This window comes from Micromonospora sp. RL09-050-HVF-A, assembly GCF_019374995.1.
Lineage (GTDB): Bacteria > Actinomycetota > Actinomycetes > Mycobacteriales > Micromonosporaceae > Micromonospora > Micromonospora antibiotica.
The window spans coordinates 6,218,656-6,235,799 of the sequence record NZ_JAGKQP010000002.1 but is presented as its reverse complement, the minus strand read 5'-3'; the positions used below and the strand labels follow the sequence as shown (position 1 = coordinate 6,235,799).

The following is a 17,144-nucleotide window of genomic DNA, read 5'->3' as shown; positions in this document are numbered from 1 at the left end:
GCCCGACAGCGCACGGTGAGGGGGTGGGCTCAGAAGACCGGGAGTCCGTCGATGCTGGCTGCGTTCTTGGTCGCGCGGTAGGTGACCAGATCCTCGGTGGTCCGTCGGGAGTGTGACGTGAGCAACAGGTCGCGGTCGCCGCGATAGTCCATCAGGGGCACCGCGTAGCCGCAGGAGTCGCTGACCCGTTGCACCGTGACCCCGATCACCGCGCGGACGGCGTGCACGTCGGGCGGCTCGGGGAAGTCGGCCAGCCGGGCCGCGAAGTCGGGGTCGGTGACCGGGGTGGCGACGCCCCGCCCGTGCAGTCGGACGATCTTCGGTGGGCCGTCGAAGGCGCAGAACATCAGCGTGATCCGGCCGTTTTCCCGCAGGTGGGCGATCGTCTCCGCGCCGCTGCCGTGGTAGTCGAGCCAGGCCACCCGGTGCGGGCCGAGCACGACGAAGGTGCCCCGCATGCCCTTGGGGGAGAGGTTGACGTGCCCGTCACCGCCGGTGGGCGCGGTGGCGACGAAGAACATCGGCTGCGCCTCGACGAACTCCCGCAGTCGCCCGTCCAGCGCCGGATATACGGTCCCCATGCTGCCATCCTCCCGCCGCCGACCGCATTTCGAGACAGATTTCCCGCCTGGCAGGAAGCGTCAGCGGTCCCGGGCCGCCCTCACCAGGGCGGTAACCGGGCGCGGGTCGTCGTCGTTCTCCGGATGCCACTGCACCCCGAGCAGAAACCGTCGCGCCGGGTCCTCCACCGCCTCCACCACCTCGTCGTCGGCCCAGCCGGTGACCGTGAGCCGCCCCGGATCGGCCACCGCCTGGTGGTGGTACGAGTTGACCCGGTCCACCCCGGCCAGCACCGACGCCGTCCGGGTCCCCGACGCGAACCGCACCGGATGCGCCCCGTACACCCCCGGGGCGGGGCGGTGCCGGTCGTGACCCACCACGTCCGGCAGGTGCTGGTGCAACGACCCGCCGTACGCGACGGCCAGCAACTGCATGCCCCGGCACACCCCCAGCACCGGCAGATCCACGGCGAGGGCGGCAGCCAGCAGGGCCGACTCCCCGGCGTCCCGGTCGGGGCGGGGCTCGGTACGCGGGTCCACCGGCTGGCCGTAGCGCTGCGGGCCGACGTCCGCGCCGCCGGCCAGCAGCAACCCGTCGAGCACGTCCACCACGTCGGCGTCCAGCTCGTCCGGGGGCAGCACCACGGCCCGACCCCCGGCGGCGGTCACCGAGCGGACGTACGCCTGCGGGACCAACGACGCCGGCACGTCCCGCCAGACGGCCCAGCTCGCCGGCTCGACGTACCCGGTGATGCCGATCAGCGGACGCGCCCGCCGGCCGGACGGCCCGGCGCCGCCACCCGCCGGCCCGCTCACAGCGGGGTGACGTACGCGCCGGTGATGCCGCCGTCGACCACGAACTGCGCGGCGGTCATGAACGACGCGTCGTCGCTGGCCAGGAACGCCACCGCGGCGGCGATCTCCTCCGGTGCGCCGAACCGGCCCATCGGCACGTGCACCAGCCGACGGGCGGCCCGCTCCGGGTCGGCGGCGAACAGCTCCATCAGCAGCGGGGTCGCGACCGGGCCGGGGCAGAGCGCGTTGACCCGGATGCCCTCCCGGGCGAACTGCACGCCCAGCTCCCGGGTCATCGCCAGCACCCCGCCCTTGCTCGCGGTGTACGCGATCTGCGAGGTGGCCGCCCCCATCAGCGCCACGAACGAGGCGGTGTTGATGATCGAGCCCTTGCCCTGCCGGCGCATGTGCGCAATCGCGTACTTGCAGCACAGGTAGACGCTCGTGGTGTTGACCCGCAGCACCCGTTCCCAGGCGTCCAGGCCGGTGTCGAGGATGGAGTCGTCGTCGGGCGGGGAGATGCCGGCGTTGTTGAACGCCACGTCGAGGCGGCCGTGCCGCTGCACGACCCCGTCGAAGAGGTCCCGGACGGCCGCCTCGTCGGCGACGTCGGTGTGCACGTACTCGCCGCCGACCTCCTCGGCGGCCCGCCCGCCGGCCTCGTCGTCGATGTCGACGCAGACCACCCGGGCCCCCTCGGCGGCGAACCGCCGCACGGTGGCCAACCCGATCCCGCTGCCCGCCCCGGTCACCACGGCGACCCGGTCCTGTAGCCGACCCTGCACGCGCCTCACTCCTCTGTGCTGATGAAGACGTTCTTGACGTCGGTGAAGGCGTGCAGCGCGTCCGGTCCCAGCTCACGGCCGAGCCCGGAACGCTTCATCCCACCGAACGGGGTCCAGTAGCGCACCGAGGAGTGCGAGTTGACGCTCAGGTTGCCGGCCTGCACCGCGCGGGCCAGCCGCAGCGCCCGCCCGACGTCCCGGGTCCAGATCGAGCCGGACAGGCCGTACTCGGTGTCGTTGGCGAGCCGGACCGCGTCGGCCTCGTCGTCGAAGGGGAGCACCGAGACGACCGGCCCGAAGATCTCCTCCCGCCAGTGCCGGTCGGCCGGGGAGTCGGCGAGCAGCACCGTCGGCGCGTGCCAGAAGCCGGGGCCGTCGGGGCGGGTGCCGGTGAACGCGACAGTCGCGCCGTCGACGTAGCCGGCGACCCGGTCCCGGTGGGCTGCGGAGATCAGCGGGCCCATCTCGGCGGTCTCGGCGGCCGGGTCCTCCACCCGCAGCGCCTGCACCGCTGGTTCGAGCAACTCCAGGAACCGGTCGTAGACCGGGCGCTGGACCAGGATCCGGGAGCGGGCGCAGCAGTCCTGCCCGGCGTTGTCGAACACGGCGTACGGTGCGGTGGCCGCCGCCTTCTCCAGGTCGGCGTCGGCGAAGACCAGGTTGGCGCTCTTGCCGCCCAGCTCCAGGGTGACCCGCTTCACCTGGGCGGCGCAGCCGGCCATGATCCGGGTGCCCACCTCGGTCGAGCCGGTGAAGCAGACCTTCCGCACGGCCGGGTGGGTGACGAACCGTTCGCCGACCACGTCGCCGCGACCGGGCAGCACGGTGAACACGCCCTCCGGCAGGCCGGCTTCGCGCCCCAACTCCGCCAGCCGCAGCGCGGTCAGCGGGGTCAGCTCGGCGGGCTTGAGCACGACCGTGTTGCCGGCGGCCAGCGCGGGGGCGAAACCCCAGGCGGCGATCGGCATCGGGAAGTTCCACGGCACGATCACCCCGACCACGCCGAGCGGTTCGTGGAAGGTGACGTCCCAGCCGCCGGGCACCGGGATCTGCTGCCCGGTCAGCCGCTCCGGCGCCCCCGCGTAGTAGTCGAGCACGTCACGGACGTTGCCCGCCTCCCACCGCGCATTACCGATGGTGTGCCCGGAGTTACGCACCTCCAGCTGGGCCAACTCCTCCAGGTGCGCGTCCACCAGCCCGGCGAACCGCCGCAGAACCCGCCCCCGCTCCCCCGGCGCAACCTGACGCCACGCCTCGAACGCAACAGCCGCCCGCGAGATAGCCGCATCCACCTCCCCCTGCCCGGTGGCCGCCACCTCCCCCACCACATCCCCACTAGCCGGATCGACCACCTGCGTCACGCCCCACCCCTTTCCCCGTCGATCATGGAGTTGTGGTGCCCCGCACAGACCACATACCGCCACACATCGTCCACCACAACTCCAAGATCGACGCAGACAGGGGGTGGAGGTCAGAGGCGTTCGAAGCCACGGGTCAGTTCCCAGTCGGTTACGGCGGCGTCGAAGGCGGCCAGCTCGACCTGGGCCTGGTTGGCGTAGTGGGCGTGCACCTCGTCACCGAAGGCGGTGCGGGCGATGTCGGAGTTCTGCCAGAGGGTCAGGGCGTCGCGGAGGGTGGGTGGGACGCGTTCGGCGGCCGGGTCGTCGTAGGCGTTGCCGGTGCACTCGTCGGCCAGCTCCAGCTCCTGCTCGATGCCGTGCACCGCCCCCGCGACCAGGGCGGCGATCGCCAGGTACGGGTTCACGTCCGCGCCGGGCACCCGGTTCTCCACCCGCATCCCCTGCCCGTGCCCGACCAGCCGCAGCGCGCAGGTGCGGTTGTCGGTGCCCCAGCGCAGCGCGGTCGGCGCGAACGAGCCGGGCTGGTAACGCTTGTAGGAGTTGATGTTGGGGGCGAACAGCACGCTCATCTCCCGCATGGTGGCGAGCAGCCCCGCCAGCACCCGCTGCCCGGTGACGCTGAGCTGCGCCGGCCCGTCGCCGAGCATCGCCGAGCGGCCGTCGACGTCACGCAGCGAGAAGTGGATGTGGCAGGAGTTGCCCTCCCGGGCGTTGGGCTTGGCCATGAACGTGATCGACACGCCCTCCTGGGCGGCGATCTCCTTCGCCCCGTTCTTGTAGATCACGTGGTGGTCGGCGCAGGCCACCGCCTCGTCGTAACGGAAGGCGATCTCGTGCTGGCCGAGGTTGCACTCGCCCTTGGCGCTCTCCGGGGTCAGCCCCGCGCCGGCCATCTCGGTGCGGATGCGCCGCAGCAGCGGCTCCACCCGGGCGGTGCCCAGCAGCGAGTAGTCGACGTTGTACTGGTTGGCCGGGGTGAGGTCGCGGTAACCGCGCCGCCACGCCTCCTCGTACGAGTCGCGGTAGAGGACGAACTCCAGCTCGGTGCCGGCGTACGCGGTCAGCCCGTGGTCGGCCAGCCGGTCGAGCTGCCGGCGCAGGATCTGCCGGGGCGAGGCGACCACCGGGCCGGAACCGTCGAGCCACTCCAGGTCGGCCAGGAGCAGCACGCTGCCCGGCTGCCACGGCATCCGGCGCAGGGTGGACAGGTCTGGGCGCATGGCGAAGTCACCGTAGCCGCGTTCCCAGCTCGACATTGCGTACCCGTCGACGGTGTTCATGTCGACGTCCACGGCGAGCAGGTAGTTGCAGCCCTCGCTGCCGTTGGCGACCACCTGGTCGAGGAAGAACGGGGCGTGGAACCGTTTGCCCTGCAGGCGGCCCTGCATGTCGGTCAGGGCGAGCACCACCGTGTCGATCTCGCCATCGGCGACGGCGACCCGGAGCTGTTCCAGCGTGAGCGGGGCTTTCCTCATCCGTGCGCCTCCATCACCAAGGTCTACCGGGCCTAGCGGATCACCGTCAATGCCCCGTTCGGGCGTCCCGGCAAACCCCCGCCCGGGGTTCCGCCGACCCGGTCCGGGTCACGTCGCCGGCCGCACCGGCGGGTGGCCGGGGCCGCACCTGGACGCACCGGTCCGGTGAGGACGTTCCTGCCGGCCCTCGTGTTCCCCGCCGCGCCCCGACGCCAGGCGACCCGGACGGGAATTGCAGAAGCGCGGCACACCGGAAACAATTATTCCGCGCGCGGGAAAGAACTGCGGCGACAAGCCGTTCATCCGTTCGGACAAACCATCGACACAACTATCCGTAATCACGCAGTGACCTTGCGGGAGAGTCGCCGCGTTGCCAGAATCTGACCGATCGGGTGCGACGCTCGGCACTTTCCCGAATGGCCCGTCCGTCTTTTCCGTCGACCACCTGCGCGGGTGCGCGCGATGCGCAGGTGCGTTCGTCGGGAAAACGGCTGGTCGGCGCACCGGTGACACCCGACGGTAATTCCGCACCGCCCGAACTGCTCCATCACGACGCACAAAGGACGCGTAATGACGAGAGTACGTCTGCGTGGCACGCCCCGCTCCTTCGCCGCCCTGGTGGCGATCGCCCTGTCCACCGTAATGCTCGCGGTGGCCGCCCCGGCCCAGGCAGCACCCGCCTCCGGTGCCGAGTCGACCGGCCACCTGATTCCCCTTTCCAGCGGATCCGCCGGCCGGTCGGCGAATTCCTACGGCACGCTCGCCTCGACCTCGATAACGGGAACCGTCGGTTCCATAACCGTCACCTGCACGCTGACGCCGAGCACCCCGTTCATCTACTACGGCGGCCTGTACGGTGGCGGCGAGGAGGGCCTCGCGACGGTCCGGTGCACCTACCCCGTCTACGCGGCCCAGGTCGAGGTCGCCCTGTTCCGCTACGGCACCCAGATCACGTACGGCACCCACACGAACTACAGCACCACCACCACGACCGCCGACACCGAATACCCTCGGTCCAGCGGCCAGTACCAGACGGGCGCGGACGCCTACATCACCTGGACCTACGGCGGGCCGACCAGCTTCATTCCGCTCACCTTCAGCAACAGCATCAACCTCTGACCTGCCCCGCACCGGCGGAAACGCCCGCAGGCGACCGGGCAGCCCCGGGCGGGACCCTCCTCGGAGGAGGTCCCCGCCCGGGGCTGCCCACCGTAAGACCCGGACGGTCGCGGTCAGGCCGGCTCGTCGGCCCGCGCGGCGTCCACCGCCGCAGGCGACCCCGGCCCGGGTACGTCGACGGTGCGGCGCGGGCCGGTGAACCACGTGCGGGCCGAGGCGTACCACCAGATGCCGACCCCGAGCAGCACCCCGCCGACGGCCAGCGGCGCGTAGTTCACCGCCGACCAGCTGAACTCCGGGTTGCCGGGCACCCCGGCCGGCACGATCGGCAGCACGAAGTAGACCGAGATGATCACGATCTCGACCACCGCGATCCAGCCGAACACCTTGTACTTGCGCCCGAGCGTCCACGGCCCTGGCTCGAACCGGTCGCCGAGGCGCAGCCGCAGCGCGATCGGGATGACGAAGGACAGGTAGAGCCCGATCACCGCCACCGACACCACCGCGTAGAAGGCGACCGGGACGCCGTCACGCTGGTAGAGCGCCGGCAGGGTGAGCACCAGGCCGGCCAGCGTCGCCCCGATGATCGCGTTGGCCGGGGTGCCGTTGCGGTCGACCTTCGACCACAGCCGCCAGCCGGGCACCGCGCGGTCGCGGCTGAAGGCGTACGTCATCCGGCTCATCGAGGTCACGCAGCTCATCCCGCAGAAGAACTGCCCGATGGTGGAGATGATGATGACCGTCTTGAAGAAGAACGGGGTCAACGCGGATTCGAAGATGGCGCCGGAGAACCCGTTGGCCGCGTTGATCGCGTCCACGTCGGTGGCGGCGAACAAAAACGCCAGCAGCAGGATCCACCCGCCCACCGCCGAATAGAAGATCGACCGCCACAGCCCCTTGGCCGCGGCCTGCGACGCGCCCCGGGTCTCCTCGGACACGTGCGCGCAGGCGTCGAATCCGGTGATCGTGTACTGGGTGAGCAGGAATCCCAGCGGCAGCACGTAGAACCAGAACGTCAACCCGCCGGTGTCGCCGTCACCGAACCCGGAGTTGTTGAACCGCTCGGTGAAGACGAACTGGAAACTCTGGTGCCGGTCGGGCACCAGCAGCAGGATGGCCACCACGGCGGCGGCGCCGGCCACGTGCCACCAGACCGACACGTTCTGGAGTACGTCGATGATCCGGTGCCCGAAGATGTTGATCAGCCCGTGCAGGGCCAGGATGATCACGAACAGGACGAATGCCTGCCGCAGCGTCCCCTCCCACCCGTCGAAGAGCGCCGACAGGGTCAGGTTGAGGAAGGTGGCGCAGCCGTAGTCCACCGACGCGGTGACCGCGACCAGGCCGATCAGGTTGAGCCAGCCGGTGAACCAGCCGTGCACCGGCCGGCCCATCTTCGCCGCCCACCAGTAGATCCCCCCGGCCGTCGGGTACGCCGACACCAGCTCGGCCAGGCAGAACCCGATGATCAGGATGAACAGCGAGATCAGCGGCCAGCCCCAGGAGATGGCGACCGGTCCGCCGTTGTTCCACGCCTGCCCGAAGGTGGTGAAACAGCCGGCCAGGATCGAGATGATCGAGAACGAGATGGCGAAGTTGGAGAAGCCGCTCCACGTGCGGTGCAACTCCTGCTGGTAGCCGAGTTCGGCGAGTCGTCGGGCGTCGTCGTCCGGCGCGTGCGGTTGCCCGACGGTCGGCCGTTGCCCGTTCCCGGCGGTCGGCGGTTGCCCGGTGGTCGGCGGGGGCGTTGTGGCCACAGCACACCTCCCTGAGGTGGTACCCGGTACTGCCCGGGTGGTCCCGGTGCGAGTGCGCCCGAGTCTCGTCCCGCCGATCACCACGGTCAATCCGTCGCCGGTGCCGAACTCGTTAATTCGCGTCATCCCTGGCGGGCGGTGGTCAGGTCGCCCGGGGGCGGTAATCGGGTTGCCCCGGGGCCGGCACCGACGGATGCTTGAGCCCGTGACCAGGCCCGATCGCGACGGGCCGACGCCGGGCGCTCGGCAGGAGCCCGGCACCACGGCGGCGCGGGGCGTCCACCTCTCTCTCACGTACGGCGTCGTGCCGTACCCGACGGGCGTCCCGCTCCGCCACCCACTCCCGCCCCGATCCACCCGCCTGGGTAGATGTTGCGGAATCCGCCGGGCATGGACGGCACAACTTCGGCCCAGACGAGTCGATCTTGCCGCCGACCGCCCCTGGTAGATCCCTCAGCCTCGGGCCCTGGCCCAGGAGAGGAAGCGTTCGGTCATGCCGGTGGGCGGGTGGGCCGGGTGGAGTTGGGTGAGCTGGTTGGTGGCCTCGTGCATCAGGGTGCCGAGATAGATCAGCAGGGACATCCGGTCGTTGCGGTACTCGGTGAGCAGCGCGAGCTTGGCCGGCTGGCAGGGCCACTGCCGGCCGCAGTTGCGGCAGCGCCACAGCGGACGCATCGCGACGTGCGGGACGGGCGGACGGACCACCACCATCACCGCCCCCACAGCGCAGCGGCCTGCGCCTCGTCGTCGATCAGGTCAGGCGACCACAGGAACCGCTTGACGCTCCCGAGCACCCGGCAGGGCGGCGTCCTCATGATCCTCCACCACATGACCGAACCCTTCATGTCGACCTCCTCGCGTGCCTGGGAAGGGGCCGCTCCCACTGGCCAGAAAGGGAGCGGCCCCCGCGAAGTCGGCCCCGACACCGTTCCGTCAGAGCCGACCCACCTGGGGCAACCTTGCCCAGAGCGACGGGATCAGTACACGACGTTAATCTATGCTCAGGGACGTTCGTGACATCCACGATGGAGGCGGGATGAACCACGCGCTTCAGGAGGCCATGGCCGAGGCCGGCGAGACAGCAGAGAGTCTTGCCGCTCAAACAGGAGTCGACCCCAAGACGGCAGCGCGGTGGATATCTCCGGGACGTGTGCCGCAACCGCGTCGACGGGTGACCGTGGCCGCGATCCTCGGCCGGGACGTTGGTGACCTATGGCCCGATGTCCTCAAGCGCCGCGAGCCACAGTGGCTGAGAAAATGGGTCGACTGGGAGCGTGAAGCCTTGGCCCTGCGCTGGTTTGAACACTGCTGGATACCTGGCCTACTCCAAACCGAGGCGTATGCGCGGGCCACTCTGGCACACAACCTGCTGCCTGCGGACGAGATCGAGGAGCGCGTGGCGTCCCGGCTTGAGCGCGGCTCCATTCTCACCAGCGGCAGACCCCCGCAACTCGTCGCCGTCATCGACATGGCGGCGTTACGTCGCCCGATGAAGAGTCACCCCGCCGCAATGAAGGAACAGCTCACCCACCTGGCCGATGTGGCTGAGCTACCGCACATACAGATCCTCGTGGTGAGTGAGGACACTGGGCTCTATCCTGGACTACAGGGCGGCTTCATTCTTGCCACCCTTGGTGACGGCTCAGTAGTGGCACATCTCGATCATCAAGTGCGAGCGCAGGTGGTGAATGAGGCCGATGACCTTGTTACCCTCCAGCAGACCTGGGAGATGATCAGAGGCGAAGCCTTCTCCCGCAGGCAGTCACTCAACCTCCTCAAGGAAGCGGCGAGCACATGGACCTGACCGGCGCACAATGGCGCAAGAGCACCAGGAGCGGCAGCAACGGCGGCTCGTGTGTCGAGGTGGCCGACAACCTGACCGGCGTCGTCCTGGTGCGGGACACCAAGGACCGCGACGGCGGGACCCTGACCTTCGCGCCGGACAGCTGGCAGGCGTTCGTCGACCTGGCCAAGCAGATCGACCCGGCTGCCTGACCTGCCGCCCGACCACCACCGCCCCGCCCACGTGGGTGGTCAGGTGAAGAGGAGGCCGGCGACCCAGAGGGCGGCAATCACCAGGCCAGCCAGGAACTCCACCATCATCGACAGGCCGGCCGCCTTCAGCGCCTGCACCGTGGCCGGCCAGGCGAGCTGGTTGCTGCCCAACCGCAGCCGCTCGGCCCCCCACACCCCGCCGACGAAGCCGATCACCAGGCCGATCACCGGGATGACGAAGAACCCGACCAGCCCGAGCAGGCCCCCGACGAGCAGCGACGACGTCGGCACCCCGGTGCGCTTGAGGTTGCGCCCCGGCCAGGCGTACTTGATCACGGCACCGGCGGCGGCGACCACGGTGGCCGCGCCGAGCACCGCCCAGCGGCCCGGCCCGGCGTCGCCGAAGACCGCCCAGAGCAGCACCCCGCCCCAGCACAGCGGCAGCGCCGGCAGGCCGGGCACCACCACCCCGGCCAGTCCGGCCACGATCGCGATCGCCGCGACCACCGAGACCGCCGCCCCACCATCGGTCAGGCTCACCCCGCCACCTCTCCCCCGCCCGGTTCCGCCCCGGTCACCTCGTCACCATGCCAGAGCACCCGGCTCCCCGCCGGCCACCCGTACCCGACCGGCCGCTTCCGGCCGCCCCACCCCGAACGACCACGCCCCACCCCGAACGACCACACCTCGCCCGGCACCACCGCGCGCCGACGACGCCCCCGAACCGGCCGGGGAGCAGGTCACTCCGTCGTCGCCCCGCGCAGGCGGGCGGTGATCTGGTCCGCCGGGGCGGGTGGGCCGAACCAGCGGCCCTGCCCGGTGTCGCAGCGCAACGCCCGCAACCGCTCCGCCTGCTCCCCGGTCTCCACCGCCTCGGCGGTCACCCACAGCTCCAGCGCGTGCGCCAACCGGACCAGGGCGTCGACGATCCGTTCGTCGCGGTGGTCGGGCGGGGAGTCGTCGCCGCCCCGGATGCCCTCGACGAACGGGCCGGCCAGCTTCAGGCAGTGGATCGGCAGCCGCCGCAGGTAGACCAGGTTGGAGTAGCCGGTGCCGAAGTCGTCGATGGCCAGTCGTACGCCCAGGTCCGCCAGCCGGTGCAGCGACCGTAACGGCTCCCCGGCGGTGCCCATCACGGCGCTCTCCGTCAGCTCCAGCTGCAACAGCTCCGCCGGCAGGCCCGTGCGGCTCAGCGCGCTGGCGACGGTGTCCACGATGGCCGGGTCGTCGGCCTGCCGGGCGGCCAGGTTGACGCTGACCACCAGTTTCGCCTCGGGGAACTCGCGGTGCCAGGCTCGGGCGTCGCGGCACGCCTGGCGCAGCACCCACTCGCCGAGCCGGACGATCAGCCCGGTCTCCTCGGCCAGCCCGATGAAGCGGTCCGGGCCGACCAGGCCCAGCTCCGGATGGGCCCACCGGACCAGGGCCTCCACCGCGATCATCGAGCCGTCCAGCAGGGAGACGATCGGCTGGTAGTGGACCACGAACTCGCCCCGGTCCAGGGCCGCCGGCAGGCCGGCGGCCAACGCGGACCGGGCGATGTCGGCGGCGCTGCGCTCCGGGTCGTACACCGCCCAGCGGCCCCGGCCCTCGGCCTTGGCCCAGTACAGCGTGGTGTCGGCGGCCTTCATCAGCTCGGAGACGCTGGTCTCGCTGGCCGGGCACTCGACCACCCCGATGCTGGCCGAGACGGCGAGCTGGTGGTCGCCGACGAGCACCGGGGCGGCCACCGCGGCCAGCGCCAACTCGGCGACACCGACCGCGTCGTCGATGCCCTCGCCCTCGTTGACCAGGATGACGAACTCGTCGCCGCCCATCCGGGCCACCAGGTGCCCCTGACCGATGACACAGTCGGAGAGCCGTCGGGCGATGGTGATCAGCAGCCGGTCACCGAGGTCGTGGCCGAGGCTGTCGTTGACCGCCTTGAAGCCGTCGAGGTCCAGGAAACACACGCCGATCCGCTGCTCCGGCCCGGCGTCGGCGAAGACCTGACCGAGGGTCTCGAAGAACAACGTCCGGTTGGGCAGGCCGGTCAGCGGGTCGTGCAGCGCCTGGAAACGCAGCCGCTGCTGGAGTTCGTACCGCTGGGTGATGTCCTCGATCATCGCGACCGTGAACCGGGGGCGGCCGTCGTCGTGCCGGATCAGCGAGACGGCCAGGTCCGTCCACACGACGGTGCCGTCCTTGCGGTAGTAGCGCTTCTCCACCCGGGCGGTGTCGTGCTTGCCCTCGATCAGCTCCTGGTACAGCTCCCACATGCCGGCCGCGTCCTCGGCGTGGAACAGCGACGACACGTTGGTCTGCCGCAGCTCCTCCCGGCTGTAACCGAGCATGTCGGCGAACGACTGGTTGACGTCGATGATCTGGCCGTCGATGCCGGCGATGCCGATGCCGATGGCCGCGCCGGTGAAGACCGCCCGGAACCGGGCCTCGCTGTCACGTAGCGCCCGCTCAACCGCGTCCCGGGCCTGCCAGGCCGATCGGGCGATCCGCTCCTGCTGACTGAAGGTACGGTCGCGTAGGGCCCGACCGAATCCGGCGGCCAGCCCACCCTGCACCGCCGCCACCCGGGCGGGCAGATCGGGCGGCAGGTCCACCGGAGGCAGCACCCGCTGCGGCAACTGCTCGCCGAGCGCCCGCACCGACCAGTCGAGGATGCGCGGTTCGGTCAGGTGCGCCTCCACCAGCGCCCGGCCCACCTCCTCCGCCGGGGTGGCGGAGAACTCCTCGGCGAGCAGGGCCTGCGCCAGCCGTACGGTGTGCACGAGCAGCAGCCGCTCGGTCTCGTCCGCGCTCATCGGCACGAACCCGAGCCGGCGTACCGCCCGGGCCCAGTCGGCGGCGTAGCCCTGGGCACCCGGACGGGCCGCGTCGGTGCCGCCGGGGTCCGGAACGGCGGACATGGTCGACTCAGCCGGCTGTGCGGTCGTACCGGGCGACGCCGCCGAACGCCCCGAACCGCTCGGGGTGCTCGTCCACGTCGGACGGAGAGTCGGGCCGCCACAGCGGCATGTGCACCACGCCGGGCTCGAGCAGCGTCCAGTCCCCGAAGAAGCCGGTGATCTCGGCGCGGGACCGCAGCGTGATCTCGGTGTCGGTACGCGCCGAGAGGCGCTGTGCGTCGAGCATCTCCTGGGGCTGGTCCTCGAAGGTGGAGTGCGAGACGACCAGGAAGCTGCCGGGTGCGGCGGCGGCCCGGAGGGTGGCGAGAATGTCGGCCGGCCGGTCGGCGTCGGGGACGAAGTGCACGACCCCGGCGAGCAGGATGCCCAGTGGACGGTCGAAGTCGATCAGGCCGCTGGCGCGTGCCTCGTCCAGGATCAGCTTCGGTTCCCGCAGGTCGGCGTGCACGGCGACGGCCCGGTCGTTGCCGGCGAGCAGTTCCCGGCTGTGCGCCACGGCGACCGGGTCGATGTCGACGTAGACGATCCGGGCCTGCGGGTCGGCGGCCTGGGCGACCTCGTGGACGTTGCCCACGGTGGGGATGCCCGAGCCGATGTCGAGGAACTGGTCGATGCCGGCGTCGAGCAGCACCCGGACCGCACGGCGCAGGAACTCCCGACCGGACCGCATGGTGTCGGCGAGGTTCGGGGTCATGCTGGCGATCTGCTCGGCGAGCCGCCGGTCGATCTCGAAGTTGTGCGCGCCGCCGAGGAAGTAGTCGTAGACCCGGGCGGCGCTGGGCCGGCTCAGGTCGATCTCGGCGGGAAGTCCGTCCGGCGTCTGCATCGCTGTCTGGCCCCCAGTTCGTCGCCGCGGTGCGGGAGGGCACCGGTGTCGACGGCGTGCGCGGGCACGCGGAGCCGCACCGGCCGACCCGCGGATCGTGTGGTGCTGACCACTCTAGGCCCGTCCGCCCAGGTGCGGGAGATCAGCTGACCCCGATCTGTGGCCGGCCGGGCGGCGCGAACAACCCGGACGCCCCGCCGTCACCCTGGGCTGCCACCCGCACACCCGACGGTGACACCTCCACCTCCCGGCTCGGCCGGCCGGCCGGGCACCCGGCGTCGGCCGGTCGGTCGGTCCCCGGGCATTCCCCACCGGCCGGGCCCACTCGACGCCGGTCGACCCGCCGGGCCCACTCGACGCCGGTCGACCCGCCGGGCTCAGTCCACGGATTCCAGCAGCAGCGAGATGCCCTGGCCGACCCCGACGCACATGGTCGCCAGGGCCCGCCGGCCACCCCGGCGACGCAGCTCCAGGGCGGCGGTCAACGCCAGCCGGGCCCCGCTGGCCCCCAGTGGATGCCCCAGGGCGATCGCGCCGCCGTTCGGGTTGACGTGCTCGGCGTCCTCCGGCAGGCCCAACTCGCGCAGCACCGCGATCCCCTGCGCGGCGAACGCCTCGTTCAGCTCGACCACGTCCACGTCTGCCAGGGCGACGCCGAGCCGGCCGAGCAGCCGACGGGTGGCCGGCACCGGACCGATCCCCATGATCCTGGGCGGTACGCCGGCCACCGCCGCGCCGCCGATCCTTGCGAGCGGGGTGAGGTCGTACCGGGCCACCGCCGCCTCGGACGCGACCAGCAGGGCCACCGCGCCATCGTTGAGGCCTGAGGAGTTGCCGGCGGTGACGGTGCCGCCGGACCGGAACGGGGTGGGCAGCGCGGCCAGCTTCGCAAGCGAGGTCTCCCGGGGGTGCTCGTCGACCTCGACCAGCTTCGTCTCCCGCCGGCCGGCGGGCACGGTCACCGGCACGATCTCCTCGGCGAACCGGCCGTCGGCCTGCGCCTTCGCGGCCCGCTGCTGGGAGCGCAGGGCGAACTCGTCCTGGGCCCGCCGGTCGACGCCGAACTCGGCGGCCACGTTCTCGGCGGTCTCCGGCATCGAGTCGGTGCCCCAGCCGGCCGCCATCAGCGGGTTGACCAGCCGCCAGCCGAGGGTGGTGTCGTACACCTCGGCGGCGCGGGAGTAGGGGGTGGTCGCCTTCGGCATGACGAACGGGGCCCGGCTCATGCTCTCCACGCCACCGGCGAGCACCAGGTCGGCCTCTCCGGCCACCACGGCGCGGGCGGCGATGGCCAGCGCGTCCAGGCCCGAGCCGCAGAGCCGGTTGACGGTGCTGCCCGGCACCTCCTGTGGCAGGCCGGCCAGCAACGCCGCCATCCGGGCCACGTTGCGGTTGTCCTCACCGGCCTGGTTGGCGCAGCCCAGCACCACGTCGTCGACCCGGGACCAGTCCACCGCCGGGTGCCGGGCGACCAGTTCGCGCAGCACGTGGGCGGCCAGGTCGTCGGGGCGTACCCCGGCGAGGGCGCCGGCGTACCGGCCGATCGGGGTACGGACTCCGGACACGAGGTAGGCCACGGTCATCGACGCACGTCCTTCGGGGGTGGGAAGGGGCTGGCGGTGCCGGCGTCGCCCGGATCACAGGGACGCCGGCCGTCAGGATATCCACGCCCGTGCCGAACGGCCCCCGGCCGGGGGTTGCGCCGACCCTCCCGAGCCGGATGGCGGCCGGGACGGCCCGTGACGCCGGCCCGGCGGGCGGACGCCGGATAGGTTGGCGTCATGACCCGGGCCCAGTTCAGCGCAGAGACCTCCGGTGGTGGGGCGTTCGTCCGCCAGCCCAACCGGTTCACCGGCCGGGTCACCCCGCACTCCACCTCGCCCGAGGGCGGTGGGCCGGACGACCAGGGGCGCTGGCCGTTGGAGGCCGGCCGGTACCGGCTGATCTGGTGCCGGGCCTGCCCCTGGGCGCACCGGGCCATGATCGTGCGCGGTCTGCTCGGCCTGGACGGGGTGATCTCGCTGGGCACGGTCGACCCGATCCGCGACGAACGCGGCTGGCGGTTCACCCTCGACCCGGACGGCTTCGACCCGGCGTTGGGCATCGGCTTGCTGTCCGAGGCCTACCTCACCACCGACCCGGACTACACGGGCCGGGTGACCGTGCCGGCACTGGTGGACACACTCACCGGCCGGGTGGTCACCAACGACTATCCGCAGCTCACCCTCGACCTCTCCACCGAGTGGCGACGCCTGCACGCCCCGGACGCCCCCGACCTGTACCCGGTGGCGCTGCGTCCCGAGCTGGACGCGTTGATGGCCGAGATCCACGCCGACGTCAACAACGGCGTGTACCGGTGCGGCTTCGCCACCTCCCAGCAGGCGTACGACGAGGCGTACGCGGCGCTGTTCGCCCGGTTGGACGTGCTGTCGCGGCGGTTGGCCGACCGGCGTTACCTGATGGGTGACGCGATCACCGAGGCGGACGTGCGGCTGTTCACCACCCTGGTCCGCTTCGACGTGGCCTACCACGGGCACTTCAAGTGCAACCGGCAGAAGCTGACCGAGATGCCGGTGCTCTGGGCGTACGCCCGGGATCTGTTCCAGACCCCGGGGTTCGGCGAGACGGTGGACTTCGACCACATCAAGCGGCACTACTACGCCACGCACCGTGAGATCAATCCCACCGGGGTGGTGCCGGTGGGCCCGGACACGTCCGGCTGGCTCACCCCGCACGGCCGTGCCTGAGGCCGCCCGTGCGGTCGCCGGCCGGGTCGCCGCCGGCTGTGTGCTGCTCGGCGCGGTCGCGGTGACCGTCGCCGTCGGGGCCGGTCCGGGTGGCCCGTGGCGCGGGTACGTCAGCGAGGCCGGCGTCAGCGACAGCGCCTTCGCCTCGACGTACCGGATGGGGGTGTTCGCCCTGGCGGCGGCGCTGTTGTCGCTGGCCGCGGCGCTGCCGGTGACGTTGCGGCTCGCGGCCGGCCTGCTGCTGGCCGGCGCGGCCGGCACGGTGGTCTCCGGCGCGGTGACGTGCAGCGCCGGGTGCCCGCTGCCGCCGTTCGAGGCGGCGACGCCGGCCGACCTGGTGCACGCCGGGGCGAGCATCGTGGCGGCCGGGGTGACGGTGCTCGCCATGCTGGTGGTCGGGTTCCTCCGGCCGGCGACGCCGGGGCTGCGCCGGGTGGCCCGGGTCGCCGGGGTGGTGGCGTTGCCGGTGGCCGGGGTGGTCGCGCTGGGCCTGCTGACGGTGGGCCGGGGCGACCTGGTGGCCGGGCTGGAACGGGTGTTGCTGGTGGTCTGTGCCGGCTGGGGCCTGGGCACCGCTCTGCTGCTGGCCCGGCACCGGCCGGCCGCCCCCGGACCGGACGACCCGGCTGTGCCCGGCGCGCGGGAGCACGCCGTACGTAACGAACGGATCACCAGGTCGAGAACCTCCGTGTAAGGAGCCTCACGGGGATCGCTCCTTCCACCTGTCGGCCGGCCGGGAGTAGCGTCGACAGGCGATGACCAATGTCTGGCACCTCACCGTGCGCCTGTACGTCGACCTCCGACGCCAGGCCAGTGGAGTC

The 17,144-nt window shown here is 71.8% G+C and carries 17 protein-coding genes; 5 read left to right on the top strand and 12 right to left on the bottom strand.

Annotation, left to right across the window (positions count from 1 at the left end; genetic code table 11):
* Nucleotides 1-29: 29 nt before the first annotated feature.
* The 5 genes from J7462_RS27670 to J7462_RS27650 form a co-directional block, all read right to left on the bottom strand.
* The gene (locus J7462_RS27670; protein ID WP_219468441.1) at nt 30-581 is read right to left on the bottom strand and encodes a pyridoxamine 5'-phosphate oxidase family protein; all 552 of its coding nucleotides are present in this window, start codon (nt 579-581) and stop codon (nt 30-32) included.
* A 60-nt stretch (nt 582-641) separates the two neighbouring features.
* Entirely contained in the window at nt 642-1,376 is a 735-nt protein-coding gene (locus J7462_RS27665) for a gamma-glutamyl-gamma-aminobutyrate hydrolase family protein (protein WP_308291053.1), read from the bottom strand.
* Complete coding sequence (locus tag J7462_RS27660) at nt 1,373-2,140, bottom strand: 3-oxoacyl-ACP reductase (RefSeq protein ID WP_219468438.1); 768 nt, start codon at nt 2,138-2,140, stop codon at nt 1,373-1,375. The genes J7462_RS27665 and J7462_RS27660 overlap by 4 nt, the downstream gene beginning before the upstream one ends.
* A gap of 5 nt (nt 2,141-2,145) precedes the next feature.
* Complete coding sequence (locus J7462_RS27655; RefSeq protein WP_308291133.1) at nt 2,146-3,492, bottom strand: aldehyde dehydrogenase family protein; 1,347 nt, start codon at nt 3,490-3,492, stop codon at nt 2,146-2,148.
* A 119-nt stretch (nt 3,493-3,611) separates the two neighbouring features.
* Nucleotides 3,612-4,976 (bottom strand): glutamine synthetase family protein, encoded by a 1,365-nt coding sequence (locus J7462_RS27650; protein WP_219468431.1) that lies wholly within the window; start codon nt 4,974-4,976, stop codon nt 3,612-3,614.
* Nucleotides 4,977-5,546: 570 nt separating this feature from the next.
* Between J7462_RS27650 and J7462_RS27645 the strand changes: the two genes are divergently transcribed.
* Nucleotides 5,547-6,095 carry a hypothetical protein gene (locus J7462_RS27645; protein WP_219468429.1) on the top strand — a complete coding sequence of 183 codons (549 nt, stop codon included), beginning with the start codon at nt 5,547-5,549 and terminating at the stop codon, nt 6,093-6,095.
* 113 nt (nt 6,096-6,208) lie between these two features.
* On the opposite strand, the gene J7462_RS27640 is transcribed toward J7462_RS27645, so the two are convergent.
* The 3 genes from J7462_RS27640 to J7462_RS32680 all read right to left on the bottom strand — a co-directional run bounded on the left by J7462_RS27640 (nt 6,209) and on the right by J7462_RS32680 (nt 8,697).
* Nucleotides 6,209-7,852 carry an amino acid permease gene (locus J7462_RS27640; RefSeq protein ID WP_308291052.1) on the bottom strand — a complete coding sequence of 548 codons (1,644 nt, stop codon included), beginning with the start codon at nt 7,850-7,852 and terminating at the stop codon, nt 6,209-6,211.
* A 453-nt stretch (nt 7,853-8,305) separates the two neighbouring features.
* Entirely contained in the window at nt 8,306-8,563 is a 258-nt protein-coding gene (locus J7462_RS27635) for a flavin reductase (protein ID WP_219468426.1), read from the bottom strand.
* Entirely contained in the window at nt 8,563-8,697 is a 135-nt protein-coding gene (locus J7462_RS32680) for a hypothetical protein (protein ID WP_255597924.1), read from the bottom strand. The genes J7462_RS27635 and J7462_RS32680 overlap by 1 nt, the downstream gene beginning before the upstream one ends.
* Nucleotides 8,698-8,888: 191 nt before the next feature.
* Between J7462_RS32680 and J7462_RS27630 the strand changes: the two genes are divergently transcribed.
* Nucleotides 8,889-9,656: a DUF5753 domain-containing protein gene (locus J7462_RS27630; protein ID WP_219468425.1), complete on the top strand. Its 768-nt coding sequence runs from the start codon at nt 8,889-8,891 to the stop codon at nt 9,654-9,656.
* The gene (locus J7462_RS27625; RefSeq protein WP_219470768.1) at nt 9,653-9,847 is read left to right on the top strand and encodes a DUF397 domain-containing protein; all 195 of its coding nucleotides are present in this window, start codon (nt 9,653-9,655) and stop codon (nt 9,845-9,847) included. The genes J7462_RS27630 and J7462_RS27625 overlap by 4 nt, the downstream gene beginning before the upstream one ends.
* Before the next feature lie 39 nt (nt 9,848-9,886).
* Here J7462_RS27625 and J7462_RS27620 read toward each other — a convergent pair whose 3' ends face one another.
* From J7462_RS27620 to pcaF, 4 genes are all read right to left on the bottom strand, one after another.
* Nucleotides 9,887-10,387, bottom strand: a complete 501-nt coding sequence (locus J7462_RS27620; protein WP_219468422.1) for a DUF456 domain-containing protein — start codon at nt 10,385-10,387, stop codon at nt 9,887-9,889.
* A gap of 200 nt (nt 10,388-10,587) precedes the next feature.
* Nucleotides 10,588-12,750, bottom strand: coding sequence for a bifunctional diguanylate cyclase/phosphodiesterase (locus J7462_RS27615; protein ID WP_219468420.1), 2,163 nt, complete (start codon nt 12,748-12,750; stop codon nt 10,588-10,590).
* 7 nt (nt 12,751-12,757) lie between these two features.
* Nucleotides 12,758-13,576: an SAM-dependent methyltransferase gene (locus J7462_RS27610; RefSeq protein WP_208569286.1), complete on the bottom strand. Its 819-nt coding sequence runs from the start codon at nt 13,574-13,576 to the stop codon at nt 12,758-12,760.
* A 377-nt stretch (nt 13,577-13,953) separates the two neighbouring features.
* The gene (gene pcaF, locus J7462_RS27605; protein ID WP_219468417.1) at nt 13,954-15,159 is read right to left on the bottom strand and encodes a 3-oxoadipyl-CoA thiolase; all 1,206 of its coding nucleotides are present in this window, start codon (nt 15,157-15,159) and stop codon (nt 13,954-13,956) included.
* Nucleotides 15,160-15,357: 198 nt separating this feature from the next.
* Between pcaF and J7462_RS27600 the strand changes: the two genes are divergently transcribed.
* Together J7462_RS27600 and J7462_RS27595 are read left to right on the top strand one after the other, a co-directional pair.
* The gene (locus J7462_RS27600; protein WP_219468415.1) at nt 15,358-16,323 is read left to right on the top strand and encodes a glutathione S-transferase family protein; all 966 of its coding nucleotides are present in this window, start codon (nt 15,358-15,360) and stop codon (nt 16,321-16,323) included.
* Nucleotides 16,316-17,017, top strand: a complete 702-nt coding sequence (locus tag J7462_RS27595) for a DUF998 domain-containing protein (RefSeq protein ID WP_219468410.1) — start codon at nt 16,316-16,318, stop codon at nt 17,015-17,017. Before J7462_RS27600 ends, J7462_RS27595 begins: the two co-directional genes overlap by 8 nt.
* The last annotated feature ends 127 nt before the right edge of the window (nt 17,018-17,144 follow it).

Excerpts from the sequence above, each read along its gene's own strand:
- J7462_RS27630 (WP_219468425.1), top strand. The coding sequence starts at position 8,889 with ATGAACCACGCGCTTCAGGAGGCCATGGCCGAGGCCGGCGAGACAGCA.
- J7462_RS27600 (WP_219468415.1), top strand. The coding sequence starts at position 15,358 with ATGACCCGGGCCCAGTTCAGCGCAGAGACCTCCGGTGGTGGGGCGTTC.
- pcaF (WP_219468417.1), bottom strand. The coding sequence starts at position 15,159 with ATGACCGTGGCCTACCTCGTGTCCGGAGTCCGTACCCCGATCGGCCGG.
- J7462_RS27645 (WP_219468429.1), top strand. The coding sequence starts at position 5,547 with ATGACGAGAGTACGTCTGCGTGGCACGCCCCGCTCCTTCGCCGCCCTG.
- J7462_RS27650 (WP_219468431.1), bottom strand. The coding sequence starts at position 4,976 with ATGAGGAAAGCCCCGCTCACGCTGGAACAGCTCCGGGTCGCCGTCGCC.
- J7462_RS27670 (WP_219468441.1), bottom strand. The coding sequence starts at position 581 with ATGGGGACCGTATATCCGGCGCTGGACGGGCGACTGCGGGAGTTCGTC.
- J7462_RS27615 (WP_219468420.1), bottom strand. The coding sequence starts at position 12,750 with ATGTCCGCCGTTCCGGACCCCGGCGGCACCGACGCGGCCCGTCCGGGT.
- J7462_RS27635 (WP_219468426.1), bottom strand. The coding sequence starts at position 8,563 with ATGGTGGTGGTCCGTCCGCCCGTCCCGCACGTCGCGATGCGTCCGCTG.
- J7462_RS32680 (WP_255597924.1), bottom strand. The coding sequence starts at position 8,697 with ATGAAGGGTTCGGTCATGTGGTGGAGGATCATGAGGACGCCGCCCTGC.
- J7462_RS27610 (WP_208569286.1), bottom strand. The coding sequence starts at position 13,576 with ATGCAGACGCCGGACGGACTTCCCGCCGAGATCGACCTGAGCCGGCCC.